This is a genomic window from Pseudomonas sp. HN2, assembly GCF_020736465.1.
GTDB classification, from domain to species: domain Bacteria; phylum Pseudomonadota; class Gammaproteobacteria; order Pseudomonadales; family Pseudomonadaceae; genus Aquipseudomonas; species Aquipseudomonas moraviensis_A.
This window is the reverse complement of record NZ_CP085885.1, coordinates 5,321,500-5,337,849: the sequence shown is the minus strand read 5'-3', so window position 1 is coordinate 5,337,849 and position 16,350 is coordinate 5,321,500. Positions and strand designations below refer to the sequence as shown.

Genomic DNA, 16,350 nt, shown 5'->3' with positions numbered 1-16,350 from the left:
CACGGATGAACTCGGATGTTGTGAACATGAGCGATAACACTGTGACTCCAGCTGCCGCGACACCGGCGGCCAAACCTTCGCGGCGCTGGCCGCTGGTCGTGCTCGGGCTGTGCCTGGTGGCCGGTGTGGCGGGCGGTTTCGGCTGGCTGCTGCTCAAGCCCAAAGCGCCGCCGGCGACACTTGCCAGTGACAAGCTCGGCCTTGGCCGTCCGGACGCCTTGCTCGAAACCCGTTCACTGAGCCAGTTGCCCAAGGATCTGCTGACGGTGCCGTTTCTCAAGGCGACGCTGACCGAAGATTTCGTCTTCTATTACGAAACCCACGCCGACCGCCTCGGCCTGATCGGCAGTCTGCGCCGGATCATCTACGAGCATGACCTCAAATTGCAGGACAGCCTGATCGAGCAGCTTTTCGATCAACCGGCCGACGTTGCGCTATGGCGTGGCGCCGATGGTCGCTTGAAGGATTTCCTGCTGGTAATGGATCGTGGCGGCCTGGCCAAGTTGCTCGAGCCGTTGGCCAAAGTCGCGCTGGATGACACCCAGCTCAGCGTCTTCGGCAATCTCAAAGTCGGCAGCGACGAAGTGCCGCTGTATCAGCTCACCTACAACGCGAGCAAATCGCTGCTGTTCGCGTCCCGCGGCGACAAACTGGTGGTGTTGTCCAATCCAGCCAAGTACTACGACCCGGAAAGCGGCGTCTCGGAAGAGTCGGGCCGCGTCTCCGCGCAAGCGCTGGCGGCATTGCTCAATGGCGAAAAGCTATTCCCGGAAGCGTTCGGCCTGCCAGAGAAAAGCCCGGAAACCAAACAGCGTCTGTCCGTCAATTCCAGTGTCCTCGCCATGGGCTATCAGCGCTTCATCCCGAACTTCGCCGGGTTGCGTTTCGACATGGATGACAAGGGCTGGCACAGCTATCTGGCCATGGATGAGCTGGAAAATCAGCCGGACTTCGATTTCAAACCGGTCTGGCAAGCGATGCCGCTGGGGGCGAGCGCTTGCGTGACCCTGCCGGTGGCGGCCGAACCGCAGAAGCCGATCCTGATCAAACTCGGCGCCGACGAAGCGGTGGCGCAAACCCTCACCGAACACGTCGCTGGCGCGGCGGGCCTGTGCTGGTACGCCGACTCGCGGCTGTACACGCCGTTGCTGGTTGCCAGCCTCAAAGACGAAGACAGCAGCAAGCTTGATGGTGATCTCGGCAAACTGTTCGGTTCGATGGTCGGCGCGTTCGAAGCCAACGTCGCCGAGAAAGTATTCCCGGTGATCGACAAGCAGGAAGGCTCGAGCCACGTCTGGCAGCGTCAGGTCAGTTCCAGTTTCGGTCCGTACGCGGCGAAGACCGCTGAAAACCCGGAGGCGATTTCCGGCAAAGCGTTCATGAAAGTCAGCCTCGCCCGTCATGGTTCGACGCTGCTGTTTTCTCTCGACGACAAACTCGTCGACAAAGCCCTCGGCACCCTCGACAAGCGTTTCCCGCCGATGGCCGACGTGCTGCCCAAGGATGTGCTGATGCCGATCTACTTCGGCCCCGACGCGATGGCGCAACTGATGCAGCGCGAAACCCTCGACAGCCTGCCGCAGGACATGGAACCGGTGTTCTTCAACGCTGCGCAAACCTACCTGATGCCGAAACTGCGCACCCTGGGTGGCTACGGCAAATATGCCCTGACGCTGCCCGAAGGCAGTGAGCCGGAGGGCCACTGGCAATGGCTGCCGCTGGAATGGAAAGCGCTGTGAGCGCACTGATCCGCAGCCTTGGCCTGCTCGCGCTGTTTCTGAGCGCAGGTGCGCGCGCAGTTGATGCGCCGGCGCTCGATCCGGCGCAATCCCAGGTATTCCGCGCCTGGTTCGTGCGCATCGCTCAAGAGCAACTGAGCCAAGGCCCGAGCCCGCGCTGGTATCAGCAGGACTGTGCCGGGCTGGTGCGCTTTGCCGCCAACGAAGCGCTGAAAGTCCATGACGACAAATGGCTGCGCAGCAACGGTCTGTCCAATCGTTATCTACCGCCGGAGCTGGCGCTGAGCGACGAGCAGCGCAAGCTCGCGCAACTGTGGCAGCAGGGCGGCGGCAAGGTCGGGCCGTACGTCAACGCGATCAAACTGATTCAGTTCAACAGCCACCTGATCAGCCGCGATGTGTCGCAGGCGCGGCCCGGTGACCTGATGTTTTTCGATCAGGGCGACGACCAGCACCTGATGATCTGGATGGGCCGCTACATCGCCTATCACACCGGCACCACCACCCCCACTGACAACGGCATGCGTTCGGCAAGCCTGCAGCAACTCATGACATGGAAGGACACCCGATGGATACCCGACGCAGCCAACCCCAACTTCATCGGCGTCTATCGACTGAACTTTCTCTCCCAATGACCGGTGCCCGCATGTTGCGTATCTGTTCGCGAATTTCCTTGCTGTTGGCGTTGCTGCTGCCGTTGACCAGCGCCAATGCCGAAGACTCGGTGGAGCCGAGCAATTACACGCCGGTGGCCGGTGAGAGTTTCTTTCTGCTGGCCGACAGCAGTTTTGCCAGCGACGAGCAGGCGATGGTCCGCCTCGAAGCACCGGGTCGTGACTACCGGCGTTTTCGCATGGAGCCGTACGGTGGCGCCGACATTCGCGTGTATCGCATCGACAAGCCGCTGGATTTCCTCAAACGCCAGAAGAACCTGCACCGCGTCGTCAGTGACGGCCAGTTCAAGGGCGAAGGCCTGTCCAACACCCTCGCATATCTGTGGGACAACTGGTATCGCAAATCCCGCCGGGTGATGCAGCGTGCGTTCTCTTACGAGTCGCGCAAACAGGTCACCGAAGAAGTGCCGGAGCTGAAGATGGGCGAGGCCATGGTTGCGCCGACGCCTTACGACGCGCAGCCGCAATTTGCCTTGATCCCGGGTCTGCCGGTGGTCAGCCAGTTCCGTTATCCGCTGTGGCAAGCCAAGCCGATTCAGCCGCCGGCCGGGGTCAATCTGGCCGGCTCGTCCAGCGACTTCGTCAGCGTCGCACCGGGCAACGTCTACATTCCGCTGGGTAATCTGAAGCCCGGGCTGTATCTGGTCGAAGCGTTGATCGGCAAATACCGCGCGACCACCATGGTTTTCGTCTCCAACACCGTCGCGGTGAGCAAGATTGCCGGTGATGAACTGCTGGTCTGGGCCGCACGCAAGCATGAAGGCAGTTCGGTGGCGAAGGTCAATGTGTTGTGGACCGACGGCCTCGGCGTGATGAGCAGCGGCGCCACCGATGCCGACGGTTTGCTGCGTCTGAAACACGTCAGCCCGGAGCGTTCGTTCGTTATCGGCGAGGACGAAGAGGGCGGCGTGTTCGTCTCGGAAAACTTCTACTACGACAGCGAAATCTACGACACCAAACTCTACGCCTTCACCGACCGGCCGCTGTATCGTCCGGGCGATTGGGTGTCGCTGAAAATCGTCGGTCGCGAGTTCAAGAATGCACGGGACTCGGTGTTGCCGGGTGCGGCGGATGTCAGCGTCAGCGTGCTCGATGCCACGGGTACCGAACTGCAGACCCTCGACCTGAAACTTGATTCCAAGGCTGGAACCCAGGGCCGCTTCCAGTTGCCGGACAACGCCGTCGCCGGCGGCTACGAGATCCGTTTCAACTACAAGGATCAGGCCTACAGCAGTGCCTTCCGTGTGGCTGAGTACATCAAACCGCACTTCGAAATTTCGCTGAATCTGGCCAAGCAGGACTACCGCACTGGCGAGCCGGTGAAAGGCAGTCTGGTGTTGCTCTATCCGGATGGTAAACCGGTGGCCAACGCCAAATTGAACCTGAGCCTGCGCGCCCAGCAACTGTCGATGGTCGACAACGAGCTGCAATACCTCGGGCAATTCCCGGTGGAGCTGACCAGTACCGAACTGACCACCGACAGCAAGGGCAACGCGACCCTCGACCTTCCGGCCGCCGACAAGCCGAGCCGCTACATGCTCACGGTGTTTGCCAGCGACGGCGCGGCGTATCGGGTCAAGACCACCAAGGAAATCCTGATCGATCGTGGCGCGGCAACTTTTCGCCTGAGTGCGCCGCAGCGTTTCAGCGCGGTCGGTGACAAGGTCGCCTTCAGCTATGCCAACGAGGGGGGTACCGAACAAAGCAAAGCGGTGACGCCGAGCAGCTACGCCTGGGTACGCCTGGAAGACCAAAGCAGCGGTGAAGGCAAACTCGCTGCAGCTGACAAAGGTTTCAGCCTCGCTTTCGAGCGTCCGGGCACTTACAACCTGACGCTCAAGGATCAACACGGTCGCGTCCTCGGCGCCACCGGCCATTCGGTCACTGGCGACGGTGTCAAAGCGGTGCCGGGCACGGTGGAAATCGTCCTCGACAAGCCCGAGTACAAGGCCGGCGAAGAAGCGCTGGCGCTGATCACCTTTCCCGAACCGGTCACCGATGCATTGCTGTCGCTGGAGCGCGACAAGGTCGAAGCCACCGCGCTGCTGGCCAAGGGCGGTGACTGGCTGAAGCTGGAAAAACTCAGCGACACCCAATACCGCGCGCGCATTGCGGTGAAGGACAACTTCGCCCCTAACCTGACCTTCTCCGTGCTCTACACCAAGGGCGGTCAGTACAGCTTCCAGAATGCCGGGATCAAAGTGGTCGCGCCGCAAATCGACGTGGCGATCAGCACCGACAAAGCGGTGTACCTGCCGGGCGATACGGTCACGGTCGACCTGACCACGCAGTTCGCCGGCAAAGCCGTCCCGGCACACTTGACGGTCAGCGTGATCGACGAAATGGTCTACGCGCTGCAACCAGAAGTCGCGCCGAGCATCGATCAGTTCTTCTACCACCCACGGCGCAACAATGTGCGCACCAGCGCCAGCCTGTCGTTCATCAGCTACGACGTGGCGTTGCCGGGCAGCCCCGGCGCACCGGGCAAGGCCAACCGCAGCGAACGCGGCGTGAAAGTGCTGGAACGTCCACGCCGTGAAGACGTTGACACCGCGGCATGGCAGCCGGAGCTATTGACCGGCACCGACGGCAAAACCCGTTTCACCTTCAAGATGCCGGACTCGCTGACCCGCTGGCGCATCACTGCCCGCGCCATCGCCGATGACGGTCAGGTCGGGCAGAAGAAGCAGTTTGTCCGTTCGGAAAAACCGCTGTACCTGAAGTGGAGCGGGCCGAGCAAATTCCGCAAGGGCGATCAGCCGCAACTGGGTGTGTTTGCGTTCAGTCAGGCAGAGAAACCGGTCAAGGCTGAACTGGTCACGCACTATGCCGGCGCCGAACAGCGCATGCCGGTGAGCCTGAACAGCGGCATCAATTATTTGCCGCTGCCGGCGCTTGCCCTGGCCTCTGGCGAGTGGACGGCGGAGCTGGTGCAGGACGGCAAAGTCGCCGATGCCCTGGCTGTGCGCTTGAGTGCAACCGGTGAAGGCTGGCAAGTCACGCAGACGCAAAGCCTCGATGTGGTTAGCGGTGACACTCCGTTGAGTTTGCCCGCTGATGCCACGGATATTCGTCTGCGGCTGGATGACAGTCCACAAGCGCTGTTCCGTTCGGCCCTCGACGACCTGCTCAGCTACCCGTACGGCGGCGTCGAGCAGACCGCCAGTCGCCTGTTGCCGCTAAGCATCGCTTATCCATCGCTGGCCTCGAACCCGCAGACTCGCGATCGCTTGCGTCTGATCATGCAGAACAGCCGCCTGCGTCTGGTGCAAATGGCCGGGCCGTCGGCGAGCTTCACTTGGTGGGGCTACGACGGCGAGCCGGATGCATTCCTCACCGCCTATGCCTATTACGCCGACTGGAATGCCAGCCGCGTACTCGACCTGACCCTGCCGCCGGAGCACTGGCAGCGGGTGCTGGAGGTTTACGCCAAGCAGGCACCGAACACGCCGTTGTTGCAACGGGCGTTGATTCTGTCGTTCGCCAGGCAGATGCAGTTGCCGGTCACCACGCTGCTCAGCGGTTTGATCGACGATCTGGCCAGGGCGGGTGAAGGCCGTGCCGAAACCTTGCTCGACGACGGCGAGGACAGTCTGGTGATGAGCGATCCGGATTCGGCGCTGGGTCTGGCAGCGGCGCGGGTGCTCGCCGCATCGTTGGCCACGCAGTCGAAAGTCGCTTTGCCGGAGGCGTTCAATCGTCAACTGGGCGCGGCGCAACAACGTCTGGCGACCAGTTCGCAGCCTTTTGTAGAAGCACTGAACCTGTCACTGCAGCCGTTCGATCAAGCTCGCGCGACGGCGTTGCTGCAACGGTTGCTGCCACAGCAATCGACGCTGGAACGTGCGCTGGCGCTGACCTGGCTGCAACGCAGCATCGCCCAGGCGTCACCGACCATCGCGTTGATGCCCGGTGAAGGATGGAAGAAAAACTACGGCGCCAGCGGCGAGATGTACTGGACATGGCAAGGCGCGACACCGCTGCCGAGCGTGCTGACCGTGTCCGGCACGCAAGAGCGGCCGTTGCGTGCCGCGCTGAGCTTCCAGACTCAGCAGCCGCAGGTCGATCCGATGGCCGTGACCATCACCCGGCGCCTGTCACGACTGGTGCCGGGCGACGAAGCGTTCACCTTCAAACTTGAGCCGGTCGGCACGAAGCCTCTGTCCAGCGACAGCCTCTATCTGGACGAGGTGATTCTCACCAGTAAAGCGCCGAAACCGCTGCGCTACGGCATGCTTGAAGTGCCGCTGCCACCGGGCGCCGATGTCGAACGCACGACGTGGGGCATCAAGTTGCAGGGCAAGGATGGCACCGAGCCGACCGCGCTGGAGAAGGCGCGCTTTGAACCGGGTCAGTTGGCTTATGCGGTGCCGGTCGATGCATTGAGCGGCGAGTTGCGCCTGCGTCATCTGGTGCGCTTCTCGCAGAAGGGCCAGTTCAACCTGCCGCCGGTTCGCTTCAAGCAAGTCTATGCGCCGCAGCATCAGGCCCAGGAAGCGAAAGCCGCCCTCGGTCAGGTCACGGTCAACTGACATGATTCGGCCGCTGCTGTGGCTGCTGATGTGTGTGATGCCTGCGCTGGCAACGGCGCAGGACGAGCCGTTGCGCGTGGCGTACAAGGGCGAGTTGTTGTCGTTGAGTCAGACGCAACTGATCAAGCGCGAACGGTTGCCAGCGTCGCTGGATGCGCCGTTGGGCAGTCTGTGGAAATTGTTCGTCTACGCGTGGCTGGTGGACACCGGCGCGCGGGAACCGCCGTATGAATGTCGGGGGCAGTTGAAGGAAGAGGTTTATTGCTGTGCGGCGGGCGGCAGGATCGAGCGGGATCAGGCGCTGGTGAAATCCTGCGGATTGTATTTCGAACCCGCACGGTTGGGCATTGCGGCGGCGGATTGGCGTGAGTATTGGCAGGCTCGGCAGGCGCCGTCGTGGTTGCTCGACTTGCCATCGGTGCAACCGGCGCAGCGGGTTACCGTGGCTGAATTGCTGAAAGTTCTGGCCGCTTTGCCTGCTCAGGACCAGATGCGCCGGGTGTTGCTCGATGTCGTGCTGAACGCGGCGGACGGCAATGTCGTCGGCGAGTTGGGCGGGCGTTTGCGGGTGAAAACCTGGAGCTGGCTCGGCGACCAGGATGCGCAATCGCGACAAGGCGGATTCGCTGGCTGGACCACCGATGGCGCACCGGTCTGGGCGGGCGGGCGCGGCACCAGTCAGATGGTCCTGCGTCACTACGGCCAAGCGTTGGCCAGCGTATTGCCGACGGCTTGGCCGGTGGACGCAGGCCGTTGTGTGGAAGTCGGGCTGTTTTCGAAATACCCGGTTTCGAAAGTTCTGGCGGGGGATCGCGTTGCCACGTCCGGGCCAATGCGCGGCGACTACCGCGTCGAATTTGCCAACGGCAACGCACTGGATATCCACAGCGATGGCGAACTGTTTCTGCTCAATGACAAACTCGTCGCAAGGCTTGATCGCGAAGAATATGTCGCCCGTGTCCTTGAGCGCGAAGCCAGACCTGAACCTGCCGAAGCCGCCAAGGCGCTGGCCGTAGCGATCCGCACTTATCTGCTGCAAAACGCCTCGCGCAACGGTGATTGCCTGAGCATCGACGACAGCAGCAATCGCCAGCGCGTCGCCCCGCGTCCAGCCTCTGCCGAGTCACGCAACATCGCGGCGTGGACGGCGGATCTGGTACTGGCCGGCAGCACCGTCACCTATCACTCCGAGCAACCCGGCCCGGACAAACTCGCCTGGCAGCAAGCCGTGGAACAGGCAAGCGCCGGCCAGCGCTACGACGCGATTCTGCTGCACGCCTATCCACGCGCCAGCCTCAGCCGCTGGGACAACCCGGTCGCCTCCTGCGAAGCATTACCCGCCGCGCAAGACTGGCTGCAGAAGCAGCGACGCGGCTGGCGTCCGAGGCTCGAAAGCGAAACCGGCTACAACGAAGTCAGCACTTTCGCCGTTTGCAAACTCGCCTTCGGCCGGCCCTTCGTCGACCGCGAACGCCAGCGCATTTACGTGCGCGGCGTGCTGACCCTGCAGGATCGCCTCGACCTGACCCACGAATATCTGCACCTGGCCTTCGAAGCACACCCCAACGGCCAGGACGAAACCTACATCGAAGGGCTCGCCCGTCACCTTTTGCTGGAATAGACCATGACACTCCGTTATCCACAGGTCTTGCTGCTGCTCTGTGCCCTCAATGTGCTGCCGCAGGCCTACGCCGCCGATGGCGTGAAACTCGACACCCCGGTCGGCGGCTGGCGCAGCGGCGCACCGCAAGGCGAGGGCGAAAGCTTCCGCCAGACCGTCAACTACCCGGCCTCGTCGGTCAACACACCGCTTGGCCAAGCCAATACCGCCAGAATCAGCGGCCAGATCAAAGCCGTGCCGAAGAACAACGAACCCGGACGCCTGATCGTCAATGGCGTGAGCATGCCACTGAAAATCGACCCAACCGGCGGCTTCGATCGCCCCTTCTCCTTCCCCAACGGCAGCAACAGCGTCGAAGTCCGCAGCGCCGACGGCCAGCAACGCCACCGCACGCAATTCCTCAACGCCCGCGGCGGCGCCACCCCGGCGAAACTGCGCGTGCTGCTGGCCTGGGACAGCGACGGCACCGACCTCGACCTGCACCTGATCACCCCCGATGGCGCCCACATCTGGTACGGCAATCGCACTGCCGCCAACGGCGCCGCCCTCGACGTTGACGTCACCACCGGCTACGGCCCGGAAATCGCCGCCATGCCCGCGCCGATGAAGGGGCAGTATCTGGTGTATGTGAATTATTACGGCGGCGGGTATCGCGGGGATGACGAGGGCGGGGATGAAGCGGTGCAGGCGCTGACGACCGCGCAGGTGACGGTGATTACTGAAGAAGGCACGCCGAGCGAGAAGATGGAAACGTTTGTAGTGCCGATGCGGACGGCGGGGGAGTTGACGTTGGTGAAGTCGTTTAGTTATCCGTGAGGGGAATTTGTCCAACAAGTTGTTGGACAATTCAGGGGCTGTAGCGGGGCGCTCAATTCATATTCAGGTCCGACTTACAGATCAGCCAGACGGACCTGCATTCGCTGAGGAGCGGCGAGGCGCTCGTGAACGATGGCGGCAAGTTCGTCATCCTCTTCACTGGCCAACTTGTCTTCGGCAGGCAGCTCGCCTAGTTCAGCGGTGCGTTTCAGCGCGTCCTCAATGAGGGATGAGATTCCGGGCATTATGTTCCCTGCGATATTTGGCGGGGCGGTAGCCAGTGCATTGGGCGCTATACAAGCTGGAAATGCAATTTCAGCAATGGATATGATTTGTTGCAGGCATTAAAAAGCCGGCTTGTGGCCGGCTTCTCGGGGACTGGCTTGGTTTATTTTTGGTAAACCGCGCCAGCCTTCAAAACGTACATCCGGATCTGCGTCCGGCTGTGGGACTTGGTCAGACGTTGGTCTGCCGCGTCGGGCGTCATCCGAGCCGCTGGGCGGGTCGATGCGCGAATGTGGGGCGCAGGATACTGAGTTTTGCTTTGGATTCCCAGCCTCGAGTGCGGTTTAGAGCGACTTAAGCGGTACAAATCCTGGATTTGTACCGGTTATCAGGGCCCTCTTCGCGAGCAGGCTCGCTCCCACAGGTTCTGCGTAAAAATCGAGATCGGCGCACGCATCACAGAAACGGCACCACCGGCCTGCGCTTGCCCAGTGTCGACCACCAGAACACCCAGCCAAGAATGTGAATCCGCTGCTCTTCGATCTGCGCCGGCCGGAAAACCTCGTCGGGGTATTCGGCGCTGTTGTGGCTGCGCATGCGCAGGCCGTTGCCGGGCATGCGGTGCAGGTATTTGATGCGCAGCATGCCGTCGTGTTCGATGGCGTAGATTTCGCCGTCGACAACCTGGGTCAGGCCGCGGTCGATGGCGACGATGGAGCCGTCTTCGATGCGTTCGGCCATGCTGTTGCCGATCATGTGCGCGCAGATGGCGTTGGCGTGCTGGATGTCGAGTTGATCGAGGTGGGCGCGGGGCAGGCGCAGGGATTGGTCGGGGTCGAGGATGACGTGGGTTTTGCCGTCGCCATTGGCGATCGGAGTTTCCTTGAAAAACGCCAGGTCGATGTCGCTGGGGTTGATGACGGTGTAGACGCCGCAGATCGACTGGGCATCGAACGTGTCGCCATTGCTGGCGGGCGGGTGCAGGCGTGGGACCTCCTTGACGCCTTCCCCGGTTTTCAGCCATTCACTATTGACCGACAACAGGCGTGAGACTTCTTCCATGCGATACGCCGGGACGCCCCGGGTGTACCAGTTATGAACGTTTTGGGCTTCCGTGCCCCAGAACCTTGCGAAATCCGTGGTGCTGATGTTCGCTGCTTCCAGGAGTGCCTTGAATCGTGGACCGCTAGTGTTCTTTCTCATAAACACGGAGTCTACGGCCGGACTAGAGCGGTTTGAATAAACCGGGCGTTCAAAAAAAGCCTGTATTTTGCGACGGGATGTAAGACGCGCTTGTGGGAAATTAAACAGATTAAAACTGCATGTAGGAATTTAAACGGCTTGTTTAATCTGGGTTTTTCAAGAGCCCCTCACCCCAGCCCTCTCCCGGAGGGAGAGGGGGCCGACCAGAGTGTATTTCGAGTTACATCGACTTGAAGAACCGAGTCGATTATGCAGACGCCGATAACAAAAAACCCCGGAAGTCCGGGGTTTTTTTCAAGCTTCACGCAAAGCGCAATGACTTAGCCCTTGTAGGCGGCAACCGACTTGGTGATCGCTTCGCGGGCGGCGTCTGCGCCGGCCCAGCCTTCGATCTTGACCCACTTGCCTTTCTCGAGATCCTTGTAGTTCGCGAAGAAGTGCTCGATCTGCTGGATCAGCAGGGGAGGCAGGTCGGTGTATTCCTTCACGTCGACGTACAGCTGCGACAGCTTGTCGTGTGGCACTGCGATGACTTTGGCATCGCCGCCGCCGTCGTCGGTCATGTTCAGGATGCCGACCGGACGGGCGCGGATGACCGAGCCTGGCGCTACCGGGTAAGGAGTCACAACCAGCACGTCGAGGGGATCACCGTCGTCAGCCAGGGTGTTCGGGATGTAACCGTAGTTGGCCGGGTAGAACATTGGGGTGGCCATGAAACGGTCAACGAACAGGCAATCGCTGTCTTTGTCGATTTCGTATTTGATCGGCGCGTGGTTGGCCGGGATCTCGATCGCGACGTAGATGTCGTTCGGCAGGTCTTTGCCAGCCGGAATCTTGCTGTAGCTCATTGGGCGTTGCCCCCGTAGTTGACCAAAAACACTTGGCCGGATTGACCAAAAAGTGGCGGCGATTATAGGCACATTCCTACGCCGACGCCACGTACCAGAAGTCGTGCAGAGCTTAGTCGTGCGCCTGATAGACCGGGTCTGTGGCCTGAAGTTGCCGCAGTCTGCCCAACGGATCCTGCCGGTAGAAAAGCTGCAGCTGCAAGTAGACCTGTGGATAAGCCTCGTGGAGCAGATCCGGGGCGCTGAAGAAGTATTCGCTGGTGACGGCGAAGAACTCCGCCGGGTTCTCGGCGGCATAGGGATCGATGGCGGTTTCGGCGTCGGGATCGTGGTCGAGCTGGCGGTTGAGGTCGTCGTAAGCGGCCTGCATCACCGCGGCCCAGTCGCTGACGCGCATATCGGCATGCAACGGCGGCAGGCCGTTGGCGTCGCCGTTGAGCATATCGAGCTTGTGCGCCAGTTCGTGGATCACCAGGTTGTAGCCTTCCCAGCCACCGCTGGCCTGTACGCCGGGCCAGGCGAGAATCACCGGCCCCTGCTGCCAGGCTTCACCGCTGTGTTCGCCGTCCCACTCATGCTCGACGCCGCTGGCATCGCGATGGCGTTGCGGGCTGAGGAAGTCGTCCGGGTACAGCACGATCTCGTGAAACCCCTGATACCAGTTCAGATCACCGAGATGCAGCAGCGGCAACTGTGCTTGCGCGGCGAGCAGCAGGCGTTGCTCCTGATGCAGTTCGACACCGGGCAGGGCGGTCAGGCGTTTGTCCTCGAGAAACAGCACGCAGGCTTCGCGCAACCACTGGTCTTCAGCAGCGCTGATGCCGTCGAGAAAGGAGAGCTGATGGCGCACCCGTTGCCACAGGTCGTTGGCAATCGGGTGCCTGGCGAGGATGCGCCGGCGACGCCAGGCGCTCAGTGACCACATCGGATCAGTGTGATTGCACTTTGGTGCCGCCGAAACGGCTGCGCACCACGCCGATGATCATCGGCACCAGCGACAGCAGGATGATTGCCACCACCAGCAGCGAGAGGTTTTTCTTGATGAACGGCACGTTGCCGAAGAAGTAACCGAGCGTGACCAGACCGCCGACCCAGAGGATGGTGCCGAGCACGCTGAAGCCGAAGAACCGCGGGTACGGCATCCGCGCCACACCGGCGACGAATGGCGCGAAGGTGCGGATGATCGGCAGGAAGCGCGCCATGGTCACGGTCTTGCCGCCGTGCTTGTCGTAGAAATCGTGGGTCTTTTGCAGGTAATCGCGGCGGAAGATTTTCGAGTTCGGGTTGCTGAACAACTTCTCCCCAGCCGTGCGTCCGATCACATAGTTGGTGCTGTCGCCCATGATCGCCGCCAGCATCAGCAGGCCGCCAAGCAACACCGGATCCATGCCGCCGCCGGCTGCCACCGCGCCGGCGATGAACAGCAGCGAGTCGCCCGGCAGGAACGGCATCACCACCAACCCGGTTTCACAGAAAATCACCAGAAACAGGATGGCGTAGATCCATGGCCCATAGTTGTTCACCAGCAAATCGAGGTACACATCGAGATGCAGGATAAGGTCGAGCGGGTTGAAATCCATGGGGGCACCTGTATGACGGCCCGACTCGGCAGGCCTGTGCGGTTGACTTCGTGTAAGCCTACAGCGGGGTGTAGTTTTTCTTACAAGCCGGAAAGATCGGGATTATACGGTCTGACCGCTGAAAAGCGCGCCGGTTTTGTAGCGGGGAGTGTCGTGGTGTGAACAATTGTCAGCCCTGAAAAGATCGCAGCCTTCGGCAGATCCTGCAATTGGAGCGCGTTGCGCTGCAGGAGCTGCCGAAGGCTGCGATCTTTTGCGGTCAGAGCTCGTCGCTGATCGGCAGCACGTAGTTCTTGAACTCGGTGTCTTCCTTGAAACCGATGGATTCGTAGGTTTTCTGCGCCACTTCGTTGTCTGCGCTGGTCGAGACGCGCATGCGCACGGCCTGGGTTTCCTTGGCCATTTTCTTCGCGGTGCGGATCAGGTTGTCGGCCACCAGTTGCCGGCGCGCGTCTTCAGCCACGTAGATATCGTTGAGAATCCACACGCGTTTGAGCGACAGCGACGAGAAGCTCGGATAGAGCTGGCAGAAACCCATGAGTTTCTTGTCGTCATCGTCGGCCAGGGCCAGATAGATCACCGACTCTTTGCGGCGCAGGCGTTTTTCGAGAAACGCCCGGGAGGAATCCGGGTAAGGCAGGGAGCCGTAGAACTCGCGATATTTGACGAACAAAGGAGTCAGCAAATCCAGATGTTCGAGGGTCGCTTGAATAATCCGCATGATAGGTCTCGTCTTCAAGTGGCTGTCTTCAACTGCTCTGACGGCGATGGGAAACCCGCGCGGCCGTGCGTCGATCCTGCCTGAAAGCAGCGCAGAATGGCAATGCGGAAACGGTTCAGGCTGGCGGCGGATCGAGCAGGAAATTACCTTTCATGTCGACAGCGTCGTCCGTTTCCAATGTATGAAGCTGGGCTTCGTCCTTCAAATTGACTCCCGATAGCTGCCGACGGCAGGCTTCGCGCATCAGATACAGCAAGCGATGCGCCGCCATGCCGTAGCTCAAGCCTTCAAGACGAACATTGGAAATGCAATTGCGATACGCGTCGGTCAGACCGACCTTCGGCGCGTAGGTGAAATACAGCCCGAGACTGTCCGGCGAACTCAGGCCCGGGCGCTCGCCGATCAGCATCACCAGCATTTTCGCCCCGAGCAACTGGCCGATCTCGTCTCCGATGGCGACGCGACCCTGTTCGACCAGCACCACGGGGGCCACGGACCAGCCGTCGCCGCTCATCTGTTCTTCCAGCCGCGTCAGAAATGGAAGCGTGTGCCGATGCACCGCCAGCGCCGACAGGCCATCAGCGACGACAAGCACCAGATCGATTCCGCCCGGATGTTGGCTGGTGTAGTCCCGCAAGGTCTGCGCTGATTCATCGTTGAGTTTGCGTCCCAGATCCGGGCGTTGCAGGTAGCTGTCACGATCGGGCGCGGCGCTGTGCAGCAGCAGGGTTTCCCGCCCGCGCTCGCTGAGCTGGCTGCTGATCTCGGCATGGTCGAAGGCCAGATGCACGGCATCACGGGCCTGTGCGTGGGCAAACTGAAAATCCAGCTGCGCCCGCGTCGGCAGGCTGGTGCCGGTGCGGCCCAAGGCAATCCGCGCCGGGGTCAGGCGACGCAGTTCCAGCCAGGGGTTTTGCGGATCGACCGGTGGTTTTTCCATAAGACTCATCCCAAGTGCGCCAAGGCCTGGCGGAAGGCCGGCGGCAGGTTGTTGCCGAAGCGAACCTTGCCGTCCGCCTGGGTGAAGATGCCCATGTTGGCCAGCCATTGCTCGAACTCCGGCGCCGGTTTCAGGCCCAGGGTCTGGCGGGCGTACAAGGCGTCGTGAAACGAAGTGGTCTGGTAATTGAGCATGATGTCGTCGGAGCCGGGGATGCCCATGATGAAGTTGATCCCGGCGACGCCGAGCAACGTCAGCAGGGTGTCCATGTCGTCCTGATCGGCTTCGGCATGGTTGGTGTAGCAGATGTCGCAGCCCATCGGCACGCCGAGCAACTTGCCGCAGAAGTGATCTTCGAGGCCGGCGCGGATGATCTGCTTGCCGTTGTACAGATACTCCGGGCCGATAAATCCTACGACGGTGTTCACCAGGAACGGCTTGAAATGTCGCGCCACGGCGTAGGCTCTCGTCTCGCAGGTCTGTTGATCGACGCCGTGATGGGCATTGGCTGACAGCGCGCTGCCCTGACCGGTTTCGAAATACATCAGGTTCTGCCCGAGGGTGCCGCGCTTGAGGCTCAGGCCGGCGTCGTAGCCTTCCTGCAAGACGTTCAGGTTGATGCCGAAACTGGCATTGGCGGCTTCGGTGCCGGCAATCGACTGGAACACCAGATCCAATGGCACGCCACGATTGATCGCCTCGATCGAGGTGGTGACGTGGGTCAGTACGCAGGCCTGGGTCGGGATGTCGTAGCGCTGGATGATCGCGTCGAGCATCTCCAGCATCGCGCAGATCGAAGCGATGCTGTCGGTGGCCGGGTTAACGCCGATCATCGCATCGCCGTTGCCGTACAGCAGACCGTCGAGAATGCTCGCGGCGATGCCGGACGGCTCGTCAGTCGGGTGGTTAGGTTGCAGGCGGGTCGACAAGCGCCCGCGCAAACCGAGGGTGCCGCGAAATTTTGTCACCACACGGATTTTCTGCGCCACCAGCACCAGGTCCTGCACGCGCATGATTTTCGACACGGCGGCGACCATCTCCGGGGTCAGGCCGGGGGCGAGGGCGCGCAGGCTGGTTTCGTCAGCGGCATCGCTGAGCAGCCAGTCGCGAAAGCCGCCGACGGTGAGGTGGCTGACCACGGCGAAGGCCTGTGCGTCGTGGGTGTCGATGATCAGCCGGGTGACTTCATCGGCTTCGTAGGGGATCAGCGCTTCCTGCAGAAAGTGCGTGAGCGGGATGTCCGCCAGCGCCATCTGCGCGGCCACCCGTTCGCCGTCGTTGAGCGCCGCGATCTCGGCGAGGAAGTCTCCCGAGCGTGCCGGGCTGGCCTTGGCCATGACGTCTTTGAGGCTGTCGAAGCGATAGGTCTGCGCGCCGACCGTGTGAGCAAAACTGGCCATTCAGCGTTCTCCGTGACGGCGCAGAACAGCTCTGCGCCGTGGTTTTCGACA

The 16,350-nt window shown here is 61.5% G+C and carries 13 protein-coding genes; 5 read left to right on the top strand and 8 right to left on the bottom strand.

Annotated elements, in window-relative coordinates:
* Positions 1-26: 26 nt before the first annotated feature.
* Genes LIS66_RS23665 through LIS66_RS23645 form a run of 5 tightly spaced genes read left to right on the top strand, consistent with a single transcriptional unit; the run spans position 27 to position 9,382 of the window.
* Complete coding sequence (locus LIS66_RS23665; protein WP_227973149.1) at positions 27-1,739, top strand: DUF2138 domain-containing protein; 1,713 nt, start codon at positions 27-29, stop codon at positions 1,737-1,739.
* Complete coding sequence (locus LIS66_RS23660; protein ID WP_227974545.1) at positions 1,724-2,374, top strand: DUF1175 domain-containing protein; 651 nt, start codon at positions 1,724-1,726, stop codon at positions 2,372-2,374. Before LIS66_RS23665 ends, LIS66_RS23660 begins: the two co-directional genes overlap by 16 nt.
* The gene (locus LIS66_RS23655; RefSeq protein ID WP_227973148.1) at positions 2,371-6,945 is read left to right on the top strand and encodes an alpha-2-macroglobulin family protein; all 4,575 of its coding nucleotides are present in this window, start codon (positions 2,371-2,373) and stop codon (positions 6,943-6,945) included. The genes LIS66_RS23660 and LIS66_RS23655 overlap by 4 nt, the downstream gene beginning before the upstream one ends.
* Before the next feature lies 1 nt (position 6,946).
* Positions 6,947-8,566 (top strand): DUF2300 domain-containing protein, encoded by a 1,620-nt coding sequence (locus LIS66_RS23650; protein WP_227973147.1) that lies wholly within the window; start codon positions 6,947-6,949, stop codon positions 8,564-8,566.
* Positions 8,567-8,569: 3 nt separating this feature from the next.
* Positions 8,570-9,382 (top strand): YfaP family protein, encoded by an 813-nt coding sequence (locus LIS66_RS23645; RefSeq protein ID WP_227973146.1) that lies wholly within the window; start codon positions 8,570-8,572, stop codon positions 9,380-9,382.
* A 74-nt stretch (positions 9,383-9,456) separates the two neighbouring features.
* Here LIS66_RS23645 and LIS66_RS23640 read toward each other — a convergent pair whose 3' ends face one another.
* The 8 genes from LIS66_RS23640 to LIS66_RS23605 all read right to left on the bottom strand — a co-directional run bounded on the left by LIS66_RS23640 (position 9,457) and on the right by LIS66_RS23605 (position 16,299).
* Positions 9,457-9,627, bottom strand: a complete 171-nt coding sequence (locus tag LIS66_RS23640; RefSeq protein WP_227973145.1) for a hypothetical protein — start codon at positions 9,625-9,627, stop codon at positions 9,457-9,459.
* Between the two features lie 436 nt (positions 9,628-10,063).
* On the bottom strand, positions 10,064-10,810 hold the full coding sequence (locus tag LIS66_RS23635) for a S24 family peptidase (protein WP_042610604.1): 747 nt from the start codon (positions 10,808-10,810) through the stop codon (positions 10,064-10,066).
* A gap of 320 nt (positions 10,811-11,130) precedes the next feature.
* A complete protein-coding gene (gene ppa, locus LIS66_RS23630) occupies positions 11,131-11,658 on the bottom strand; it encodes an inorganic diphosphatase (RefSeq protein ID WP_003205933.1) in 528 nt (175 codons plus the stop codon).
* 112 nt (positions 11,659-11,770) lie between these two features.
* Positions 11,771-12,583: a zinc-dependent peptidase gene (locus tag LIS66_RS23625; protein WP_227973144.1), complete on the bottom strand. Its 813-nt coding sequence runs from the start codon at positions 12,581-12,583 to the stop codon at positions 11,771-11,773.
* 4 nt (positions 12,584-12,587) lie between these two features.
* Positions 12,588-13,238, bottom strand: a complete 651-nt coding sequence (locus tag LIS66_RS23620) for a DedA family protein (protein WP_016773001.1) — start codon at positions 13,236-13,238, stop codon at positions 12,588-12,590.
* A gap of 259 nt (positions 13,239-13,497) precedes the next feature.
* Positions 13,498-13,959, bottom strand: coding sequence for a GNAT family N-acetyltransferase (locus LIS66_RS23615; protein WP_007958617.1), 462 nt, complete (start codon positions 13,957-13,959; stop codon positions 13,498-13,500).
* A gap of 115 nt (positions 13,960-14,074) precedes the next feature.
* On the bottom strand, positions 14,075-14,899 hold the full coding sequence (gene eutC, locus LIS66_RS23610) for an ethanolamine ammonia-lyase subunit EutC (protein ID WP_227973143.1): 825 nt from the start codon (positions 14,897-14,899) through the stop codon (positions 14,075-14,077).
* 5 nt (positions 14,900-14,904) lie between these two features.
* Positions 14,905-16,299, bottom strand: coding sequence for an ethanolamine ammonia-lyase subunit EutB (locus tag LIS66_RS23605; protein ID WP_123420054.1), 1,395 nt, complete (start codon positions 16,297-16,299; stop codon positions 14,905-14,907).
* Positions 16,300-16,350: the final 51 nt, after the last annotated feature.

Coding starts and splice junctions, on each gene's coding strand:
- LIS66_RS23665 (WP_227973149.1), top strand. CDS start 27: ATGAGCGATAACACTGTGACTCCAGCTGCCGCGACACCGGCGGCCAAA.
- LIS66_RS23660 (WP_227974545.1), top strand. CDS start 1,724: ATGGAAAGCGCTGTGAGCGCACTGATCCGCAGCCTTGGCCTGCTCGCG.
- LIS66_RS23655 (WP_227973148.1), top strand. CDS start 2,371: ATGACCGGTGCCCGCATGTTGCGTATCTGTTCGCGAATTTCCTTGCTG.
- LIS66_RS23650 (WP_227973147.1), top strand. CDS start 6,947: ATGATTCGGCCGCTGCTGTGGCTGCTGATGTGTGTGATGCCTGCGCTG.
- LIS66_RS23645 (WP_227973146.1), top strand. CDS start 8,570: ATGACACTCCGTTATCCACAGGTCTTGCTGCTGCTCTGTGCCCTCAAT.
- LIS66_RS23640 (WP_227973145.1), bottom strand. CDS start 9,627: ATGCCCGGAATCTCATCCCTCATTGAGGACGCGCTGAAACGCACCGCT.
- LIS66_RS23635 (WP_042610604.1), bottom strand. CDS start 10,810: ATGAGAAAGAACACTAGCGGTCCACGATTCAAGGCACTCCTGGAAGCA.
- ppa (WP_003205933.1), bottom strand. CDS start 11,658: ATGAGCTACAGCAAGATTCCGGCTGGCAAAGACCTGCCGAACGACATC.
- LIS66_RS23625 (WP_227973144.1), bottom strand. CDS start 12,583: ATGTGGTCACTGAGCGCCTGGCGTCGCCGGCGCATCCTCGCCAGGCAC.
- LIS66_RS23620 (WP_016773001.1), bottom strand. CDS start 13,238: ATGGATTTCAACCCGCTCGACCTTATCCTGCATCTCGATGTGTACCTC.
- LIS66_RS23615 (WP_007958617.1), bottom strand. CDS start 13,959: ATGCGGATTATTCAAGCGACCCTCGAACATCTGGATTTGCTGACTCCT.
- eutC (WP_227973143.1), bottom strand. CDS start 14,899: ATGGAAAAACCACCGGTCGATCCGCAAAACCCCTGGCTGGAACTGCGT.
- LIS66_RS23605 (WP_123420054.1), bottom strand. CDS start 16,299: ATGGCCAGTTTTGCTCACACGGTCGGCGCGCAGACCTATCGCTTCGAC.